The 18,233-nt window shown below is 44.9% G+C and carries 17 protein-coding genes and 1 pseudogene; 4 read left to right on the top strand and 14 right to left on the bottom strand.

Going from position 1 to position 18,233, the window contains the following annotated elements; translation table 11 throughout:
• The first annotated feature begins 32 nt into the window (after positions 1 to 32).
• The 3 genes from menH to metK all read left to right on the top strand — a co-directional run bounded on the left by menH (position 33) and on the right by metK (position 2,501).
• Entirely contained in the window at positions 33 to 797 is a 765-nt protein-coding gene (gene menH / locus HMPREF9064_RS07575) for a 2-succinyl-6-hydroxy-2,4-cyclohexadiene-1-carboxylate synthase (protein WP_006717099.1), read from the top strand.
• 78 nt (positions 798 to 875) lie between these two features.
• Entirely contained in the window at positions 876 to 1,145 is a 270-nt protein-coding gene (gene rpsO / locus HMPREF9064_RS0109390) for a 30S ribosomal protein S15 (protein ID WP_021615823.1), read from the top strand.
• A 201-nt stretch (positions 1,146 to 1,346) separates the two neighbouring features.
• Positions 1,347 to 2,501 carry a methionine adenosyltransferase gene (gene metK / locus HMPREF9064_RS07580; protein ID WP_006717097.1) on the top strand — a complete coding sequence of 385 codons (1,155 nt, stop codon included), beginning with the start codon at positions 1,347 to 1,349 and terminating at the stop codon, positions 2,499 to 2,501.
• Positions 2,502 to 2,602: 101 nt separating this feature from the next.
• On the opposite strand, the gene HMPREF9064_RS07585 is transcribed toward metK, so the two are convergent.
• From HMPREF9064_RS07585 to tpiA, 14 genes and pseudogenes are all read right to left on the bottom strand, one after another.
• Positions 2,603 to 3,451, bottom strand: coding sequence for a hypothetical protein (locus HMPREF9064_RS07585; protein WP_006717095.1), 849 nt, complete (start codon positions 3,449 to 3,451; stop codon positions 2,603 to 2,605).
• A 63-nt stretch (positions 3,452 to 3,514) separates the two neighbouring features.
• Positions 3,515 to 7,408 carry a phosphoribosylformylglycinamidine synthase gene (purL, locus tag HMPREF9064_RS07590; protein WP_006717093.1) on the bottom strand — a complete coding sequence of 1,298 codons (3,894 nt, stop codon included), beginning with the start codon at positions 7,406 to 7,408 and terminating at the stop codon, positions 3,515 to 3,517.
• Positions 7,409 to 7,567: 159 nt separating this feature from the next.
• The gene (gene fis / locus HMPREF9064_RS07595; RefSeq protein WP_032997766.1) at positions 7,568 to 7,864 is read right to left on the bottom strand and encodes a DNA-binding transcriptional regulator Fis; all 297 of its coding nucleotides are present in this window, start codon (positions 7,862 to 7,864) and stop codon (positions 7,568 to 7,570) included.
• Positions 7,865 to 7,884: 20 nt separating this feature from the next.
• On the bottom strand, positions 7,885 to 8,847 hold the full coding sequence (gene dusB, locus HMPREF9064_RS07600) for a tRNA dihydrouridine synthase DusB (RefSeq protein ID WP_206540976.1): 963 nt from the start codon (positions 8,845 to 8,847) through the stop codon (positions 7,885 to 7,887).
• A gap of 287 nt (positions 8,848 to 9,134) precedes the next feature.
• Complete coding sequence (gene prmA / locus HMPREF9064_RS07605; protein WP_006717085.1) at positions 9,135 to 10,019, bottom strand: 50S ribosomal protein L11 methyltransferase; 885 nt, start codon at positions 10,017 to 10,019, stop codon at positions 9,135 to 9,137.
• A gap of 17 nt (positions 10,020 to 10,036) precedes the next feature.
• Positions 10,037 to 11,470: a sodium/pantothenate symporter gene (gene panF / locus HMPREF9064_RS07610; RefSeq protein WP_006717083.1), complete on the bottom strand. Its 1,434-nt coding sequence runs from the start codon at positions 11,468 to 11,470 to the stop codon at positions 10,037 to 10,039.
• Positions 11,467 to 11,742: a YhdT family protein gene (locus HMPREF9064_RS07615; protein ID WP_006717080.1), complete on the bottom strand. Its 276-nt coding sequence runs from the start codon at positions 11,740 to 11,742 to the stop codon at positions 11,467 to 11,469. The genes panF and HMPREF9064_RS07615 overlap by 4 nt, the downstream gene beginning before the upstream one ends.
• A gap of 57 nt (positions 11,743 to 11,799) precedes the next feature.
• On the bottom strand, positions 11,800 to 13,146 hold the full coding sequence (gene accC / locus HMPREF9064_RS07620) for an acetyl-CoA carboxylase biotin carboxylase subunit (protein WP_006717078.1): 1,347 nt from the start codon (positions 13,144 to 13,146) through the stop codon (positions 11,800 to 11,802).
• A gap of 41 nt (positions 13,147 to 13,187) precedes the next feature.
• Entirely contained in the window at positions 13,188 to 13,649 is a 462-nt protein-coding gene (accB, locus tag HMPREF9064_RS07625; RefSeq protein WP_006717076.1) for an acetyl-CoA carboxylase biotin carboxyl carrier protein, read from the bottom strand.
• A gap of 147 nt (positions 13,650 to 13,796) precedes the next feature.
• On the bottom strand, positions 13,797 to 14,246 hold the full coding sequence (aroQ, locus tag HMPREF9064_RS07630) for a type II 3-dehydroquinate dehydratase (RefSeq protein ID WP_006717072.1): 450 nt from the start codon (positions 14,244 to 14,246) through the stop codon (positions 13,797 to 13,799).
• A 106-nt stretch (positions 14,247 to 14,352) separates the two neighbouring features.
• A complete protein-coding gene (gene menC, locus HMPREF9064_RS0109385) occupies positions 14,353 to 15,354 on the bottom strand; it encodes an o-succinylbenzoate synthase (protein ID WP_032998086.1) in 1,002 nt (333 codons plus the stop codon).
• 21 nt (positions 15,355 to 15,375) lie between these two features.
• A pseudogene (locus HMPREF9064_RS10040) lies at positions 15,376 to 15,666 on the bottom strand (nucleotidyltransferase domain-containing protein); the annotation flags it as partial.
• A gap of 102 nt (positions 15,667 to 15,768) precedes the next feature.
• The gene (menB, locus tag HMPREF9064_RS07635; RefSeq protein ID WP_005701557.1) at positions 15,769 to 16,626 is read right to left on the bottom strand and encodes a 1,4-dihydroxy-2-naphthoyl-CoA synthase; all 858 of its coding nucleotides are present in this window, start codon (positions 16,624 to 16,626) and stop codon (positions 15,769 to 15,771) included.
• Between the two features lie 111 nt (positions 16,627 to 16,737).
• The gene (gene tpiA, locus HMPREF9064_RS07640; RefSeq protein WP_006717063.1) at positions 16,738 to 17,529 is read right to left on the bottom strand and encodes a triose-phosphate isomerase; all 792 of its coding nucleotides are present in this window, start codon (positions 17,527 to 17,529) and stop codon (positions 16,738 to 16,740) included.
• A gap of 175 nt (positions 17,530 to 17,704) precedes the next feature.
• On the opposite strand from tpiA, the gene HMPREF9064_RS07645 reads away from it, so the two are divergent.
• On the top strand, positions 17,705 to 18,148 hold the full coding sequence (locus HMPREF9064_RS07645) for a hypothetical protein (RefSeq protein ID WP_032997764.1): 444 nt from the start codon (positions 17,705 to 17,707) through the stop codon (positions 18,146 to 18,148).
• Positions 18,149 to 18,233 lie beyond the last annotated feature (85 nt).

The following is an 18,233-nucleotide window of genomic DNA, read 5'->3' as shown; positions in this document are numbered from 1 at the left end:
ACTCGCGCACGCCAGTTTGCTTTTTTAATGCTATGAAACCTTACCTCGTTTTTTTACACGGCTTACTCGGCACCCAAGCCGACTGGCAAAAACTCACGGAAAATCTACCGCACTTTCATTGCGTTGCCTTGGATTTGCCTTTCCACGGCAGCGCGAAAAATCACCCAGTACAGGATTTTGATGATACCTGCGCTTATGTGGCACAACACATCCAAAGTGCGGTAGGAAATCACCCTTATTTTTTAGTGGGCTACTCCCTCGGTGGCAGAATCGCGCTTTATTACGCCCTTTGCAGTCAACAGGACAAATACAACCTACAAGGGCTGATTATTGAAGGTGGCAACCTTGGATTAACGAATGACGCAGACAAAAAAGTGCGGTGGGAAAATGACGTGTTTTGGGCGCAACGTTTTCACCATGAAACCGCGACTTCCGTACTGAATGATTGGTATCAACAACCTGTCTTCGCCCATTTAACGGAAGACCAACGCAAGGGATTGATTGAAAAACGCCAAGCCAACTGCGGCGATAATATCGCCCAAATGCTGTTGGCGACCTCCCTTGCTAAACAACCGGATTTACGCCCTTACGTCAAAAACAGTCCTTATCCGATCGAGTATTTCTGCGGCGAACGAGATCATAAATTTAAGCAAATGGCCTTAGAAAATCAGCTGAACCTGACGCTTATTCCTCAAGCAGGGCATAATGCGCATCAAGAAAATCCAACAGCATTTGCCGAGCAATTAAATGCGTTATTACAGGATAAATTCGTTGCTTTTTCGCCGCGCAATGGCTAAAATCTACACTCCTTTGTCGTCGCTGAATTAGAGATCGGCGAACGATGTATCATTAACCACTTCATATTAGGAGTTATTATGTCTCTAAGTACTGAACAAAAAGCAAAAATCGTTGCTGAATTTGGTCGCGATGGTAAAGACACCGGTTCTTCCGAAGTTCAAATCGCTTTATTAACCGCACAAATCAACCACTTACAAGCACACTTTGCTGAACACAAAAAAGACCACCACGGTCGTCGCGGTTTATTACGCATGGTTTCCCGTCGTCGTAAACTTTTAGATTACTTAAAACGTACTAATCTTGAACTTTACAGCAGCTTAATCGCTCGTTTAGGTTTACGTCGCTAATCTTTTTAGTTGTGTTAATCGAAAACCCTCAGCGTTTGTTGAGGGTTTTTTCTTTTTTACCGATGCCATTATTAATAGCAAATGGACAAAATCCCTCTGACAAGTTGCATTTTTAGCCTAAAAGCGTATTATAGCCGTCCAGATGGAAATACTTCCAAATACCCTTACATTTATTCTGTATAAAATTATGCCGGAGAAACAATGAGCCAATATTTATTTACATCCGAATCCGTTTCCGAAGGACATCCGGATAAAATCGCCGATCAAATTTCTGATGCGGTATTAGACGAAATTCTTAAACAAGACCCGAAAGCTCGCGTTGCCTGCGAAACCTATGTGAAAACCGGGATGGCATTAGTGGGCGGAGAAATCACCACCTCTGCTTGGGTTGATATTGAAAATTTAGCCCGAGAAGTCATTTGCGACATCGGTTACACCAGCTCCGAAATGGGCTTTGACGGCCATTCCTGTGCCGTGTTAAACGCGATTGGCAAACAATCTGCCGACATCAATCAGGGCGTGGATCGTGAAAATCCGTTAGATCAAGGCGCAGGCGACCAAGGCATTATGTTTGGTTACGCCACCAATGAAACCGATGTATTCATGCCGGCCGCCATCACTTACGCCCACCGTTTAATGGAACGCCAAGCGCAAGTGCGTAAAAGCGGTAAATTAGACTGGTTGCGTCCGGATGCAAAAAGCCAATTAACGTTTAAATATGAAGATCACAAGATTGTCGGCATTGATGCCGTTGTGCTTTCTACTCAACATGCTGAAACCATCAGCCAAAAAGATTTGCATGAAGGCGTGATGGAAGAAATCATCAAACCGGTATTGCCGGCGCACTGGTTATCCAAAGACACCAAATATTTCATCAACCCAACCGGCCGCTTCGTTATCGGTGGCCCAATGGGTGACTGTGGTTTAACCGGCCGTAAAATTATCGTGGATACTTACGGCGGCGCAGCCCGTCACGGTGGCGGTGCATTCTCCGGTAAAGACCCATCAAAAGTTGACCGTTCTGCCGCCTACGCCGCCCGTTATGTAGCGAAAAACATCGTTGCCGCAGGCCTTGCCGATCGCTGTGAAATCCAACTTTCCTACGCTATCGGTGTTGCCGAACCGACATCCATCATGATCGAAACCTTCGGCACAGGCAAAGTTGCTAATGAATTGTTGGTCAGCCTCGTACGTGAATTCTTTGATTTGCGTCCGTACGGCTTAATTAAAATGTTAGATTTAATCCAACCAATTTACCGCCAAACCGCCGCTTACGGCCACTTCGGTCGCGAAAAATTCCCTTGGGAAAAAATCGATCGTGCCGCAGAGTTACGTGCAGCAGCCGGATTGAAATAATCTTGAATTTAAAAATGAAAAAGGATAAGTCGAAAGGCTTATCCTTTTTTGTTTAAAAAACAGAGTACTTTTTTATCGTTCTTTATTAACAATGAGGCTTATCATTTGAATAATTCTATTAATCCAATAAAAATACCTAACATTGTAAATAACATATTCCATTTCTCCTGCCTTTTAATTTTCAAATCCTCAATATTTTTTCTTTTTTTATCATCATCTAGATTTAAAATATAATGCACACTAGATAATTGCTCTAATAATTCATCTGAAGCAGAATTTATGTCAAATACTTTATCTAAATATTTCCATGTTTCAATAAGACTAATATTTTTCATCAAAACTGGCTGATGAAATAAAAACACTGCTTTAAACTTTGTAGCTTCAATATAAAGCTGTCTTAACTTTTCAATATCATCACTCTGGCAACAAATACATTCTGAAAGCCTATTGCTTATATTTTCAATAGCTCCTAAATAAGCATAAGCCAAAGCTAATAGAATTAGCCTACGACTGAAATTATATTCTTGGTCAGGAATTCTAGAATAGAATCCCATTCCTCTACCATCAATATGCTCATAATGAGATGGATACTCTATAAAATGATGCTTCCTTATTGCTTTTGATTTTCTAATTTCAAGAGAAATCTCTTCAGCAAGAAGATCATCAAAAGCAGAATCATCTATGATCAATTTAGAAAGAGATAAAACCTGAAGATTCTTATAACTCAATTCTTTTTGAGAAAAATCAATAAATATAACTTGCTCATATTGTTCCCCTAAAAAAAACTTTAATAACCAATTGCCATTTTCATCCTCGTAAAAAGAATTATTAGATAACAAAACAGACCTTAAAAAAAGAATATTACTGTTATTAATCTTTAATTCATGAAATTTATTAGGTTCCTGACATTCAGTGACTTTATACATTCTAGCAGTAATACGTTTCTTCATATTTCATTCCTTTAATAAAAGAATAGCGTTCCTTATGGAACGCTATTTCATAATTACACTATATTATTTAAACACAACCCTCGCATTCCTAAACACCCGCATCCAAGCTCCATCTTCTCCCCACTCTTCCGGATGCCATGAGTTGCTCACGGTGCGGAAGACACGTTCCGGGTGTGGCATCATGATGGCGACGCGTCCATCCGTGTTGGAAAGGGCGGTGATGCCAAGGGCGGAGCCGTTCGGGTTTGCCGGGTACACTTCTGTCGGGTTGAGGTTGTTGTCGATGTATTGCGCCACAATTAAGTTTTGCCCTTGAAGTGCGGTCAGATCTCCGGGTGTTTTGAATTCCACTCTGCCCTCGCCGTGGGAAACGGCAATTGGCATGTGGGAGCCTGCCATGCCTTGGAACCACAGAGAGTTGCTTTCGTTAATGCGAACCAAGGCGGCACGGGCTTCAAAACGTTCGGATTTGTTACGCACGAAACGCGGCCAGTTTTCCGTGCCCGGAATAATTTCTGCCAAGGTGGAAAGCATTTGACAGCCGTTGCAAATACCAAGTGCGAGCGTGTCTTCACGTTCAAAGAATTGGCTGAATTGATCCCGTAAGTGCGGGTTAAATAAAATGGATTTCGCCCAACCGCCACCGGCGCCAAGCACGTCGCCGTAAGAGAAGCCGCCGCACGCCACCAATGCATTGAAGTGTTGCAAGTCATAACGGCGATTATGCAAGTCGCTCATGTGTACATCAATGGCCTCAAAGCCGGCACGGTCAAATGCCGCCGCCATTTCAACATGACTGTTGACGCCTTGCTCACGCAACACCGCCACTTTCGGGCGTTTTCCGGTGGCAATATAAGGCGCAGCAATGTCTTCGCTTGGGTCGTAAGTTAAATGGGCGGAGAAGCCTTTGTCCTGCAGATTTTTCTTCGCCGAAAATTCTTGGTCGGCACATTCCGGGTTGTCGCGTAAGCGTTGCATTTGATGAGTCAATTCCGCCCAAATACCGCGTAATTCTGAGCGTTTTTCATTGAGTAACACTTTGTTGCCACGGGTGATTTCAATTTCGTCGTCTTCAGTCACGGCACCCAATTCTTTCACCAAATGCAACACATTGTGTTTGGCAAAGACATCGCGCACGAGACTCAAATCGCTGTCGCGCACTTGAATCACTGCACCCAATTCTTCGTTAAATAACACGGCTAAATCGTTGTCACCCAAGGCGCTGATATCCACTGCCACGCCACAATGTCCGGCAAATGCCATTTCTGCCAAGGTGACAATTAATCCGCCATCGGAGCGGTCGTGATATGCCAATAATTTTTCTTGCGCCACCAATTCCTGCATGGCGTTAAAGAAATTTTTCAGCGTATCAGCGTTGACCACATCCGCCGGTTTGTCGCCAAGTTGCGCATACACCTGTGCTAACGCCGTAGCGCCTAAGCGGTTGTTGCCTTCGCCCAAATCCACCAACAACAAGCGGGATTGTCCTTTATCGGTGCGTAATTGTGGGGTGACGGTTTTGCGCACGTCTTCCACGCGAGCAAAGGCGCTGATGATCAAAGAAAGCGGTGAGGTCACGCTTTTTTGCTCGCCGTTTTCCTGCCAAGTGGTTTTCATGGACATGGAGTCTTTGCCTACCGGGATGGTTAAGCCTAATTGTGGGCAAAGCTCTTCGCCCACGGCTTTCACCGCAGCGTATAAGCCCGCGTCTTCGCCTTTATGGCCTGCGGCAGACATCCAGTTGGCAGATAATTTAATGCGTTTAATGTCGCCGATATTCGTGGCGGCAATGTTGGTTAAGGATTCTGCCACAGCTAAACGGGCAGACGCAGCGAAATCTAGCAATGCTACCGGCGTACGTTCACCCATAGACATGGCTTCGCCGTAGTAGCTGTCTAATGTCGCCGTGGTCACCGCGCAGTCTGCCACCGGTACTTGCCACGGGCCGACCATTTGATCACGTGCCACCATGCCGGTCACCGTGCGGTCACCGATGGTAATTAAGAAGGTTTTTTCCGCCACTGCCGGTAAACGAAGTACGCGATGTAACGCCTCTTTTAATTGAATTTGGCTTTGTTCAAGCGGTTCGCCGTTAACGCTAGCGGTTTGCACATCGCGGGTCATTTTCGGGGTTTTGCCGAGCAACACGCCCATCGGTAAATCAATCGGATCGTTGTTGAAATGCTCGTCGTGTAAGGTTAAATGTTCTTCTTCCGTAGCTTCGCCGATCACCGCATAAGGCGCGCGTTCACGACGGCAGAGTTCCTCAAAGTGCGGTAGTTTTTCCGGATGAATGGCAAGCACATAACGCTCTTGCGATTCGTTACACCAAATTTCCAACGGGCTCATTTCGCGCTCATCGCTTAAGATTTTACGAAGTTCAAATTTACCGCCACGACCGCCGTCATGCACCAATTCCGGCATGGCGTTAGATAAACCGCCCGCGCCCACGTCGTGAATAAAGGCAATCGGGTTGTCGTCGCCTAGCTGCCAGCAACGGTCGATCACTTCTTGGCAGCGACGTTCCATTTCAGGGTTATCCCGTTGTACGGAGGCGAAATCCAAGTTTTCTTTGGATTTACCGGATGCCATAGAAGAGGCGGCACCACCGCCTAAGCCGATGTTCATTGCCGGACCGCCAAGCACAACCAATTTTGCGCCCACCGGAATGTCGCCTTTTTGCACGTGTTCGGCACGAATGTTGCCGATACCGCCTGCCAACATGATCGGTTTGTGGTAGCCGCGCACTTCTTCGCCATTGAAGCTATTCACTTTTTGTTCGTAAGTACGGAAATAGCCAAGCAATGCAGGACGACCGAATTCGTTGTTAAACGCTGCACCACCTAACGGACCTTCCAGCATAATGTCTAAAGCGGAAGCAATACGGTTCGGTTTGGAAAGCGGCGCTTCCCAAGGTTGTTCAAAGTTTGGTATGCATAAGTTGGATACAGAGAAGCCCACCAAACCCGCTTTCGGTTTTGCACCACGACCGGTCGCGCCTTCGTCACGGATTTCCCCACCGGAGCCGGTTGCCGCCCCCGGGAACGGAGAAATGGCGGTCGGGTGGTTGTGGGTTTCCACTTTCATCAAAATGTGGGTGTCTTCATTGTGATAACGGTAAATGCCGTCTTCATCTGGGAAGAAACGTCCCGCTTTGGAACCTTCCATCACTGCCGCGTTGTCTTTATACGCGGAAAGCACAAAATCAGGGGTTTTCTCAAAGGTATTTTTGATCATTTTGAACAGGGATTTGTCCTGTTTTTTGCCGTCGATAATCCAGTCGGCGTTAAAAATTTTGTGGCGACAGTGTTCCGAGTTGGCTTGCGCGAACATGTACAGTTCGATGTCGTGCGGATTGCGTCCAAGTGCGGTGAAATTTTCCATCAAATAATCAATTTCATCTTCCGCCAACGCCAATCCAAGTTCCACGTTGGCACTTTCTAAGGCACTGCGTCCACCGTTTAAAATATCCACGGTTTTGAACGGTTTTGGTTCTTGTTGACGGAACAACACTTCCGCCTCGTCTGCCTTGCGTACGACGGTTTCCATCATGCGGTCATGTAAAAGTGCGGTCAGTTTTTCCGTTGTTTTTTCATCTAACGGCTGTGTCAATTCAAAGTAATACGCCAAACCACGCTCAATACGTTCCACTTCGTTTAAGCCGCAGTTGTGGGCGATATCGGTAGCTTTGGAGGACCAAGAGGAAATCGTGCCGACACGCGGAATCACAATAAAACTTTCCCCTTTGGCTTCATGTTCTGCCAAGGTTGGACCGTAATGCAACAAGGCTTTCAGTTTGGCTTCCTGTTCAGCAGAAAGTGCGTCATTTAATGCCACAAAATGCACATATTCCGCATACACGGATTTCACCGGTAATTGTTGCTGTTGGAATTTTTGCATTAAGCCATTGATACGGAATTCGGAAAGGGCAGGAGAGCCACGGAAAGTTTGGAACATGAGGATTACCTTTGAGGTTGAATTGAAACAAAAATTGCGGGCTATTATAAAGGAAATCGGGAGAAACGAAAACGTTTGCGCAAGAAAAACAAACGGGAAAAAACAATAAAAAAGCCCTTGTCATAAGGACAAGGGCGAGAATGAAAAATGAGCTAAAAACTAACCCATACCGTATTTTTTTAATTTTTTACGCAATGTACCACGGTTAATGCCTAGCATTGTCGCTGCACGGGTTTGATTACCACGGGTATATTGCATAACCATATCCAACATCGGATGTTCAACTTCTGCCAATACCAACTCATAAAGATCGTTGACATCTTGACCGTCTAATTGGGATAAGTAATTTTTTAAAGCCTGTTTTACAGAGTCGCGTAATGGCTTGTTGGTTACTTGAGATTGAGAATTTAGCACAGAAACAGTTAATGCTTCCGCCGGATTACGTTGTTCTAACATTGTTCTATCCATTAATTAAATCAAATTAAACGAAAAAATTGTTCTAATGCGTCTAACTGCGCCGAAGCGGAAGTGATCGCATTAAAATCTTGTTTGAAAACAGAATGAGGTTGAATATCCTGTAAATACCAAGCGATATGCTTACGTGCGATTCGGTAACCTTTTTCATCACCGTAAAACTGATGTAGCTCACGGATATGTTGCAAAATTACACCGCACTTTTCTTCTAAGCTTGGTTCGTTCACGATCGAATTGTGTTCCACCAACCCCACCATGGTTTGAAACACCCAAGGTCGGCCTAATGCCCCTCGGCCGATCATTACGCCATCTGCCCCCGTATAATCGAGCACAAATTTGGCTTGTTGTGGGGAAATCATATCGCCATTGGCAATCACCGGAATGGAAACAGCTTGTTTTACCGCTTTAATCGAGTCATATTCCGCGACGCCCTCAAATTTACAGGCGCGCGTGCGACCATGCACGGTTAACGCTTGAATGCCACTTTGCTCTGCGATTTTAGCAATTTCGACACAATTTCGATTTTCCGTATCCCAACCGGTGCGAATCTTCAACGTTACCGGAACATTGACAGATTTCACGACGGCCTCAAGAATCTGTTGAACTAAGTCGGGATATTGCAAAAGGGCGGAGCCCGCCATTTTACGATTCACCTTTTTCGCTGGACAGCCCATATTAATATCAATAATTTGAGCGCCGTATTCCACGTTCACTTGAGCGGCTTGCGCCATTTCGTCGGGATCGGAACCCGCAATTTGTACGGCATTGATACCGGCATCTTGGTGGTGCGCTAAGCGCAATTTCGATTTTTCGGTATGCCACACTTGCGGATTGGTTGACATCATTTCTGAAAAGGTTAAACCCGCCCCGTAATGGGCGCAGATTTTACGGAAAGGTTGATCGGTAATTCCCGCCATGGGTGCCAATAAAATGCGATTTTTTAATTGATAATGACCAATGCGCATTATGACTCCGCGACTTTCCAACAACTTGACCAAACTCGGCTGCCAACCGACAAGGTGCGCTATCATACGCACTTTTAATGCGTTTGCAAAGGGTAATTTTTATACAAATTATAATTTTTTTAGATCCAATTCAATTTGCCAAATTTCTGCAGAAATTTGCTATAAAAGAATTGACTTTGATGGGGAAATTGTCTCGTTCATTGAGCGCCGTAAAACAAAAAGTGCGGTGAAAAAACGTGATATTTCTCCACCGCACTTTTCTATTATACTTTGAGGCTTATTGTGCGTTATGCCTTTAGCTTACCGGTAATTCGACACCATTCTTCGCGTTCTGCCACCGGCGCCAACACAAAGCGCTCTGCATAGGCATCACACACGGATTGCGCTTGTGTCGCCAGAATACCCGACAAGCCCAAATCCCCGTATGGTTTCACCAACTGACTAATCACCGGGTAAAGCTCTTTTAACGGCCCCGCCAAAATATTCGCTACCACCACATCGGCTTTCAAGTCCGACGGTTTTTCATCGGATAAAAACAGTTGCAAGCGATCCGCCACGCCGTTTTGTTCCGCATTGTTGCGGCTGGCTAAAATCGCTTGAGGATCAATATCAATACCGACCGCACTTTTTGCGCCCAGCTTCAATGCCGCAATGGCCAAAATGCCGGAGCCACAACCAAAGTCGATCACCGTTTTATCTTTTAAATCTAAACTATCGAGCCATTCCAAACAAAGCGCTGTGGTCGGGTGTGTCCCTGTACCAAACGCCAAGCCCGGATCAAGCATCACGTTCACGGCATTCGGATCCGGCACATCACGCCAGCTTGGGCAAATCCACAAACGCTGACCAAATTGCATTGGATGGAAATTATCCATCCACTCGCGCTCCCAGTCTTTGTCTTCGATTTGTTCGATTTTATAAGCGGTATGTTCATCCAAATGCTTCGCCTGTTTAAGTGCATCCACCACCACATTCATATCGGTTTCTGCATCAAACAAAGCAATCACATCGGTGTTGCCCCACAAGCGGGTTTCTCCCGGTAACGGTTCAAAAATCGGCGTATCTTGGCTGTCCATAAAAGTAACGGACACTGAGCCGATTTCTTCTAAAAAATCACTGATTTGCTCTGCCTTTTCGTTAGTACTGTTTAGGCGAATTTGAATCCAAGCCATGTTTATTCCTATATATTTTATGATGAATGGCGCTTCTCGCCGATTTTATTCCCAATCAAAAATGCCGCTAAGCCAAAGACGAGAGAAGGCACAATCGGGTTGAAGCCAAAGAGTTTAATGCCAAATTGGGTAAATAAAATAAACGAAACCAAGCCGACCAACATGGAGCTAACCGCACCATAAGCATTGGCTTTATCCCAGTAAAGTCCGAGAACGATGACCCACAAAAATGCAGCTTCAAGTCCACCAAAGGCAAACAGGTTCAGCCAAATGATCATATCCGGCGGATTCAGAGACGCAAAAATTAAAAGTGCGGTCAAAATTAACGTAATGATTGAGGAGATTCGACCAATCCGTTTTTGATTTTGCACTGCCTGCGGTTTTGCCGCCAAATACAAGTCTTTCACAAAAATAGAAGACGACTGAATAAGCTGCGCATCCACCGTGGACATAATCGCTGACATTGGTGCTGCAAGGAAAATCCCAGCCACAATCGGTGGCAACACTTGCAACATCAGGCTTGGAATCACTTTATCCGACACCGTTAAATCCGGCACGATGGCGCGCCCCAATGCGCCCGCCAAGTGCATACCGAACATGATAATCGTCAACACGATCGTGCCGATTAGCATACCATTGTGCAGGGCTTTGCTGTCTTTAAACGCCATGCAACGCACGGCTGTGTGCGGCAAACCAACTACACCGAAGCAAACCAAAATCCAGAAAGACGCCATAAATTGGAAATCCAACATCTCATTCGGACCGTACGGGCTGACGAGGCTTGGATCAATTTCAGTTAATTTTTTGACCGCACTTTCGACACCACCCACCTGATAAATCACGCCGACCAATAACACAATCGTGCCGAGAATCATCACGGTACCTTGGATCGTGTCCGTTAACACCACAGCACGGAAACCACCGATGAAGGTATAAATCCCCACGGTTAAAGCGAAAATCAGTAAGGCTTGAGTATAAGGAATGCCGATAGTCGTTTCCAATAAACGGGCACCACCGATAAATTGCACGGTCATCGCCGCAAAGAACGCGATCAACAACGCAACACAGGCAATCCATACCAAATATTTGTTTTTATAGCGATAAAGTAATAAATCGTTGATGGTCAACGCATTGGTCTCACGGGAAAGCAAAGCAAATTTTTTCCCCAACGCACCAAGTGCTAACCACACCGCAGGCACTTGGATCATGGCAAGCAAGACCCAGCCTAAGCCGTATTTATACGCCGCACCGGGACCGCCAATAAAGGAACTGGCACTGGCGTAGGTAGAAGCAGTTGTCATGGCAAGCACAAAGCCCGTCATAGAACGGTTACCCACATAATATTCGGAAAGAAAATCACCACCTTTTTGGCGTTTAACATAAGCATAAATCGCCGCCCCGAAAACAAAGGCTAAATAAATGATGAGCGGAAAAATAATCCCTAGGTTCATTGATGACGCTCCGTTGTCGAATGTTGTTTTTCCTGTTCCACATCCAGTGGAATATCCTGAAACACAATTTTAATCAGCCAATACGCGACCACAATAAACAGAATCGGCAGGTAAATACAGGCTAATTCAAACCACAGAGGAAAACCAATTGGCCCTTGTGTACCTTTGGGTAAGTAAGCACATAAGCACCAACCAATTACATAAAGCAAAGTTAAGCCCAATGCCCAACGGGCTTCTTTGGTCGCTTGTTTATAACGTTGTTGTAAGTCCATATATCATTCCTAAATAAAAAAGTGGATAAAATCCACTTTTTCTATTAATGCCACGTTTTATTCGTGCATACCTAATTTTTTCTCCAAATAGTGGATATTTGTGCCACCTTTTTGGAAGTTTTCGTCTGCTAAAATCAGATCATGCAACGGAATATTCGTTTTAATCCCATCAATGATGGTTTCTGATAAGGCATTTTGCATACGACGGATCGCCACTTCACGGGTATCGCCGTAAGTAATTAATTTCGCAATCATGGAATCATAATGCGGAGGAACCGTGTAACCTGCGTAAACATGAGAATCCCAACGCACGCCTAGACCACCCGGGGAATGTAAATGTGCCACTTTACCCGGTGAAGGCAAGAAGGTTTTTGGATCTTCTGCGTTGATACGACATTCCATCGCATGGCCTTTCACTTTGATGTCTTCTTGTTTGAAAGAAATCGGCAAGCCCGCCGCAATACGCAATTGCTCTTTCACCAAGTCCACACCGGTAATCATTTCCGTCACCGGATGTTCCACTTGAATACGGGTATTCATTTCAATGAAATAGAACTCACCGTTTTCATATAAGAATTCAAACGTACCCGCACCACGATAGCCAATTTCCACACAAGCCTTCGCACAACGAGAACCGATATCACGACGTACTTCTTCGGTAATGCCCGGTGCAGGCGCTTCTTCCACCACTTTTTGGTGACGACGTTGCATAGAACAGTCACGCTCTGCCAAGTAAACCGCATTGCCGTGGGTGTCTGCTAATACTTGGATTTCCACATGGCGTGGGTTTTCCAAATATTTTTCCATGTAAACCATGTCGTTGTTGAAAGCCGCTTTCGCTTCTGCTTTCGTCATGGCAATAGATTCTTCTAACGCCTCTTCGCTACGGACTACACGCATACCACGACCACCGCCGCCACCGGAGGCTTTGATAATGATCGGATAGCCAATACGTTTCGCGATTTCTTTGTTTTTCGCGATGTCAGAGGTTAATGGGCCATCAGAACCCGGAACGCAAGGCACACCGGCTTTTTTCATGGCGTTAATCGCGGACACTTTGTCGCCCATCAAACGAATCACATCGGCAGTTGGTCCGATAAACGTGAAACCGGAGCTTTCTACCTGTTCGGCGAAATCCGCATTTTCGGAAAGAAAACCATAGCCCGGGTGAATAGCATCAGCGCCGGTCACTTCAGCTGCGGCAATAATTGCCGGAATATTTAAATAACTTTTTGCAGATTGAGCAGGACCGATACACACGGTTTCATCTGCAAGCAGAACGTGTTTTAACTCACGGTCGGCGGTGGAATGAACCGCAACAGTTTTAATGCCCAATTCTTTGCAGGCGCGCAAAATTCGCAGTGCAATTTCACCACGATTGGCGATAACAACTTTTTCTAACATAATAAATCCATTCTTGTTTAAATTATGGTCTGCTATGTTAATTATTCGATAATAATCAACGGCTCATCAAATTCGACAGGCTCACCATCATTTACCAAAATAGCTTTTACTACACCTGCTTTATCCGCTTCAATACGGTTCATCATTTTCATCGCTTCAACGATGCAAAGTGCATCACCTACTTTTACGGTTTGCCCCACTTCAACAAACGCTTTCGCTTCAGGGCTTGGACTACGATAGAACGTTCCTACCATCGGAGAGCGGATCTTATGACCAGAAACTTCTTCAGGTGCAGCAGCAGGGGCTGCCGGCGCGGCAGCTGGTGCAACAGGAGCCGCAACCGGAACCGGTGCAGCTGCTGGAATGGAATACTGAACATTTGCCGGCGCGGCAACAGTGGCACGACTAATACGTACAGAACCCTCTTCTTCTGAAACTTCGAGTTCCGTAATACCGGATTCTTCCACTAATTCAATCAGTTTTTTAATTTTACGAATGTCCATAGTTTTTTCCTAAAATATGCTAGATTTTCACCGCACTTTTGAAAAAAGCACGGTATGGATTAAGATAAATTTTCGCCCGAGAGATTACCTCAAAATCATTATTTTGGCGATAAAATTCTGCGATTTTTTGCTAAATCTCGCCGATCTTCACTTTTTTGAAAGATAATTTACGGCAAACTGTAATGCAAAATCATACCCCTGCGCACCACAGCCACAAATCACACTTTCCGCCACATCACTAAAATAGGAATGATGACGAAACGGTTCTCGTTTATGAATATTGGATAAATGCACTTCAACGAAAGGAATGCCAACGGCAAGTAACGCATCACGCAACGCCACGCTGGTGTGGGTATAGGCCGCGGGATTGATAATAATAAAATCCACTTTTTGAAAGCTTTGGTGAATTTTCTCAATCAATTTTTCTTCACTATTGGCTTGAAAACAATCCAGTGCCACTTGCTGTTTTACCGCTTGTTGTTGCAAATGCCGTTCAATTTCCGCTAAGGATAAATGTCCGTAATGACCTGGCTCACGCACACCCAACATATTCAAGTTCGGGCCATTTAACAGCAAAATGTTGTATTTTGATGACATATCACATTCCTTTTTATTGCGCGCATTATAATGATTTTTCGCTTTTGGCTGGTCTAATCTGTAAAAAACCGCACTATAAAAAATAATCGAAAAAACGACCGCACTTTTAATCTAAAATGACTTCGGTAATGAATTCCGAATCGAAGTCAACGACAGGTAACTCCGACCCTGGCCAGGTTCTGACGACTTGATAATCCATTAAATCCAGTGTGTCTAATCCCGGCGTGACATTTGGCGTATATTGTTGCGCCATGCGTGCCAGTTGGGTTAAACCGAAGCTACTTTCAATGCTGGAACTGATAACCGCTTTAATACCTAATGCATGCGCCTGTGCAATCAACTCAGCACAACGCTCAATAGATCCCACCAAGGTCGGTTTAATCACAATCGCTGCCAAGTGCGGTTCTTTTTCCACGCAAAAATCCGGTTCGCGTACGCTTTCATCCCAGGCAATGTTAATGCCGGTTTCTGCCGCAAATTGGCGACTTTCTTCACGGGTTTTGCAAGGTTCTTCAATAAATTGAATGCGCGCACGATGCTCAGGTTTCACATATTTCGCAAACATTTGCGCTTTAGCCGGTGTCCAGCTACGGTTAGCATCTAGCCGTAATTGCAAATCTGGAATGGCTTCTAACAGCATATCGGCAATGAGGCCATCACGATTGGCTTCATACATGCCCACTTTCACTTTCGCCACTTTTTCACCCTGCATTTGATCCAGCGGTTCATAAAGTTCATCGGGATCGCCATAACATAAAGGCGCCGTTTGATAATTGCCTTCATCGTCCAAGCGACCTTTCATTTCAAATAACGCACAGCTTAAACCAAATGCCACGGAAGGATACAAATCCGCCGTTAAATCCAGTTTTACATTACAACTGCGGGATTGATCCCATTTTTCCAGCCATTCGATGGCTTGGGCTTGCGCTTGATCTAAGGTTTCATGGCTAAATTCCGGCAACGGCGCAATTTCGCCCCAACCTTCATTTTGCCCACAGCACACTTTCACCAAAAGACCTTCACGCTTTTTCAAAAAGCGATTGCGCAAAATCAGTTGAGAATCCACCGGAATGGAATAACGGAAAAGTTGATAGCGACGATGTTGAATAGCGCAATCTTTCTTTTCATAGAAAATTTTGCCCACCTGTTGAATATGCGCCAGTAAAGCCGGATCGGTAATCTTGTCATAAATGATTACATCAAATTTATACGGAATGGTAGTTTGCGAGAGGGTTTGCTGAATGTCGTGCAACATGGCGTCAGTAATGCCATCGCCTTTTAAGGCTAAATCAATGTCCGAGTCTTCACGAAAATTCCCCTTCCCGCGCGAGCCAAATAAAATTGCTGTTTCAACCTGAGGGAAATGGCGTAAATGCCAACCGATGTTTTTAATGATTGTTTCTGTTAAACCGAAATCCATCGCCTTTACCTATACAATTACAGAAAAGAAATTATTTTGCTTTCAATAACAAAAGTGCGGTCGTTTTTAAAAATGTTTTTTAAATCGACCGCACTTTTTATCTTAAGGATTGCGCTTAAATTTACCGAAGTCCGGCGCGCGTTTTTCATTGAAGGCGTTGCGACCTTCTTGGCCTTCTTCTGTCATGTAGAACAACATGGTGGCGTTCCCGGCAAGTTCTTGAAGACCGGATTGACCGTCGCAGTCGGCATTTAATGCCGCTTTCAAGCAACGTAAAGCAATCGGGCTGTTGCGTAGCATTTCACGACACCAACGTACAGTTTCTTTTTCTAACTCAGCGTAAGGCACGACTGTGTTCACTAAGCCCATGTCTAAGGCTTCTTGTGCATTATATTGACGGCATAAGAACCAAATTTCACGCGCTTTTTTCTGACCGACGATACGTGCCATATAGCTTGCACCCCAACCGCCATCAAAAGAACCCACTTTCGGGCCGGTTTGGCCGTAAATGGCGTTGTCTGCGGAAATGGTAAGATCACACATCATGTGTAACACGTGGCCACCACCAATGGCATAACCTGCCACCATCGCTACCACCGGTTTCGGGCAAGTACGAATATCACGTTGGAAATCCAACACGTTGAGATGATGCACGCCGCTGTCGTCTTTATAGCCGCCGTAATCGCCACGTACTTTTTGGTCACCGCCGGAACAGAACGCTTTTTCACCTTCACCGGTCAACACGATAACACCGATTTTTTCGTCAAAACGGGCATCGGCAAAAGCGGTGATCATTTCTTTAACGGTTTGCGGACGGAAAGCATTGCGCACTTCCGGACGATTGATGGTGATTTTGGCAATGCCGTCGGTGGATTTGTGATAACGAATGTCGGTGTAACCCGCGCTGTGATCAACCCACTCAACCGGCGCATATAAAACATCATCTTTTGGATTTTGCATGAGAAATTCCTTTAATTTAAGGTTAAAAAAGTGCGGTCATTATAGCGGAAGTTTCTGAAATCTGAAAACGAAAAGGGTCGGTATTCACCGACCCTCAAAGACAAAATGAAATTAGTTTTTCGCTTTTGCCGCTGCTTTCACGATGACCGCAAAGGCTGGGGCTTTTAAGGACGCGCCACCCACTAATGCGCCGTCAATATCCGGTTGGGTGAACAATTCTGCCGCGTTAGCATCGTTAACAGAACCGCCGTATTGAATGATCACTTGATCAGCAACCGCTTGAGATTTTTTCGCAATGTGACCACGGATGAATGCGTGTACAGCTTGCGCTTGTGCCGGAGTCGCAGATTTGCCGGTTCCGATTGCCCAAATTGGTTCATACGCAATCACCGCACCGTTGAAGGCTTCTACGCCTAACAGGTTGATGACGGCATCAATTTGACGTGCGCAAACTTCTTCGGTTTTGCCTGCTTCATTTTCCGCTTCAGATTCACCGATACACAACACCGGTACCAAGCCCGCTTCTTTTAACGCACCGAATTTTTTCGCCACGAATTCATCGCTTTCTTTGTGATAAGTACGACGCTCGGAGTGACCGATAATAATATATTTCGCGCCGAAATCTTTTAACATTTCTGTGGAAATGTCACCGGTGAAGGCGCCTTTCACGTTCACATCCACGTTTTGTGCGCCTAATTGGATGATATTTTCACCGCCACAGCTGCAACCACAGTTGGATAATAATTTTTCTGCTTCCGCCAAATACATTACCGGTGGGGCAATTGCCACGTCACAGCCGGTCACACCGTGTAATGCTTCTTTTAAACTGGTGATTAATTCACGAGTGAAGGCTTTGCTACCGTTTAATTTCCAGTTACCCATAACTAAAGGACGACGAGCCATTTTGTTTCTCCTTAAATATGATTGAATAAAAACTGCGCCTACTATAACAAAAAACGCCTACTTTTTTTGGTAAAAAATCACAGTTCTAAAAAATTTTCTTTGTAACAGATGATTCTTTTGGGCTAAAAAGATACAATCTACTGTATAAATTTAACAAAAAATGACCGATTGCCTCATGATTAAAATTTTTAAAGCTGAACAATGGAACCTGGAAACACTCCTACCGCTATTTGAAGAATATCGTCTTTCTCAGGGCATGACAGAAAATCCGGAACGTACGCTCACCTTCCTCTCCAATCGTATTCGTTTTAGCGAAAGCATTTTTTTCCTCGCTCTCGGTCAATCTCAACAAGCGCTCGGTTTCATTCAACTTTATCCTCGACTTTCTTCTCTACAATTACAGCGCTACTGGCAATTAACAGATATTTTCGTGCGTCAAGGCAATCAATCAAATGACATTTACACCGCACTTATTGCCAAAGCCAAAGAATTCGTCAGCTACACACAATCCACACGATTAGTGGTAGAACAAGATCGACAGCAACATCATTTGCTGGAGCAAGAGGGGTTCCGCTTAAACCCGAAAAAATCTGTGTTTGAATTGAATTTAGTGGGGTAATGATAAACGAAAAGTGCGGTTGAAATTTCCGATGAATTTCAACCGCACTTTTTATTTTAGAAAACAGGCGCAGAGATAGGCATAA

The organism is Aggregatibacter segnis ATCC 33393 (genome assembly GCF_000185305.1).
Lineage (GTDB): Bacteria > Pseudomonadota > Gammaproteobacteria > Enterobacterales > Pasteurellaceae > Aggregatibacter > Aggregatibacter segnis.
The sequence above is the reverse complement of the archived record's forward strand: the minus strand, read 5'-3'. Positions and strand labels throughout refer to the sequence as shown.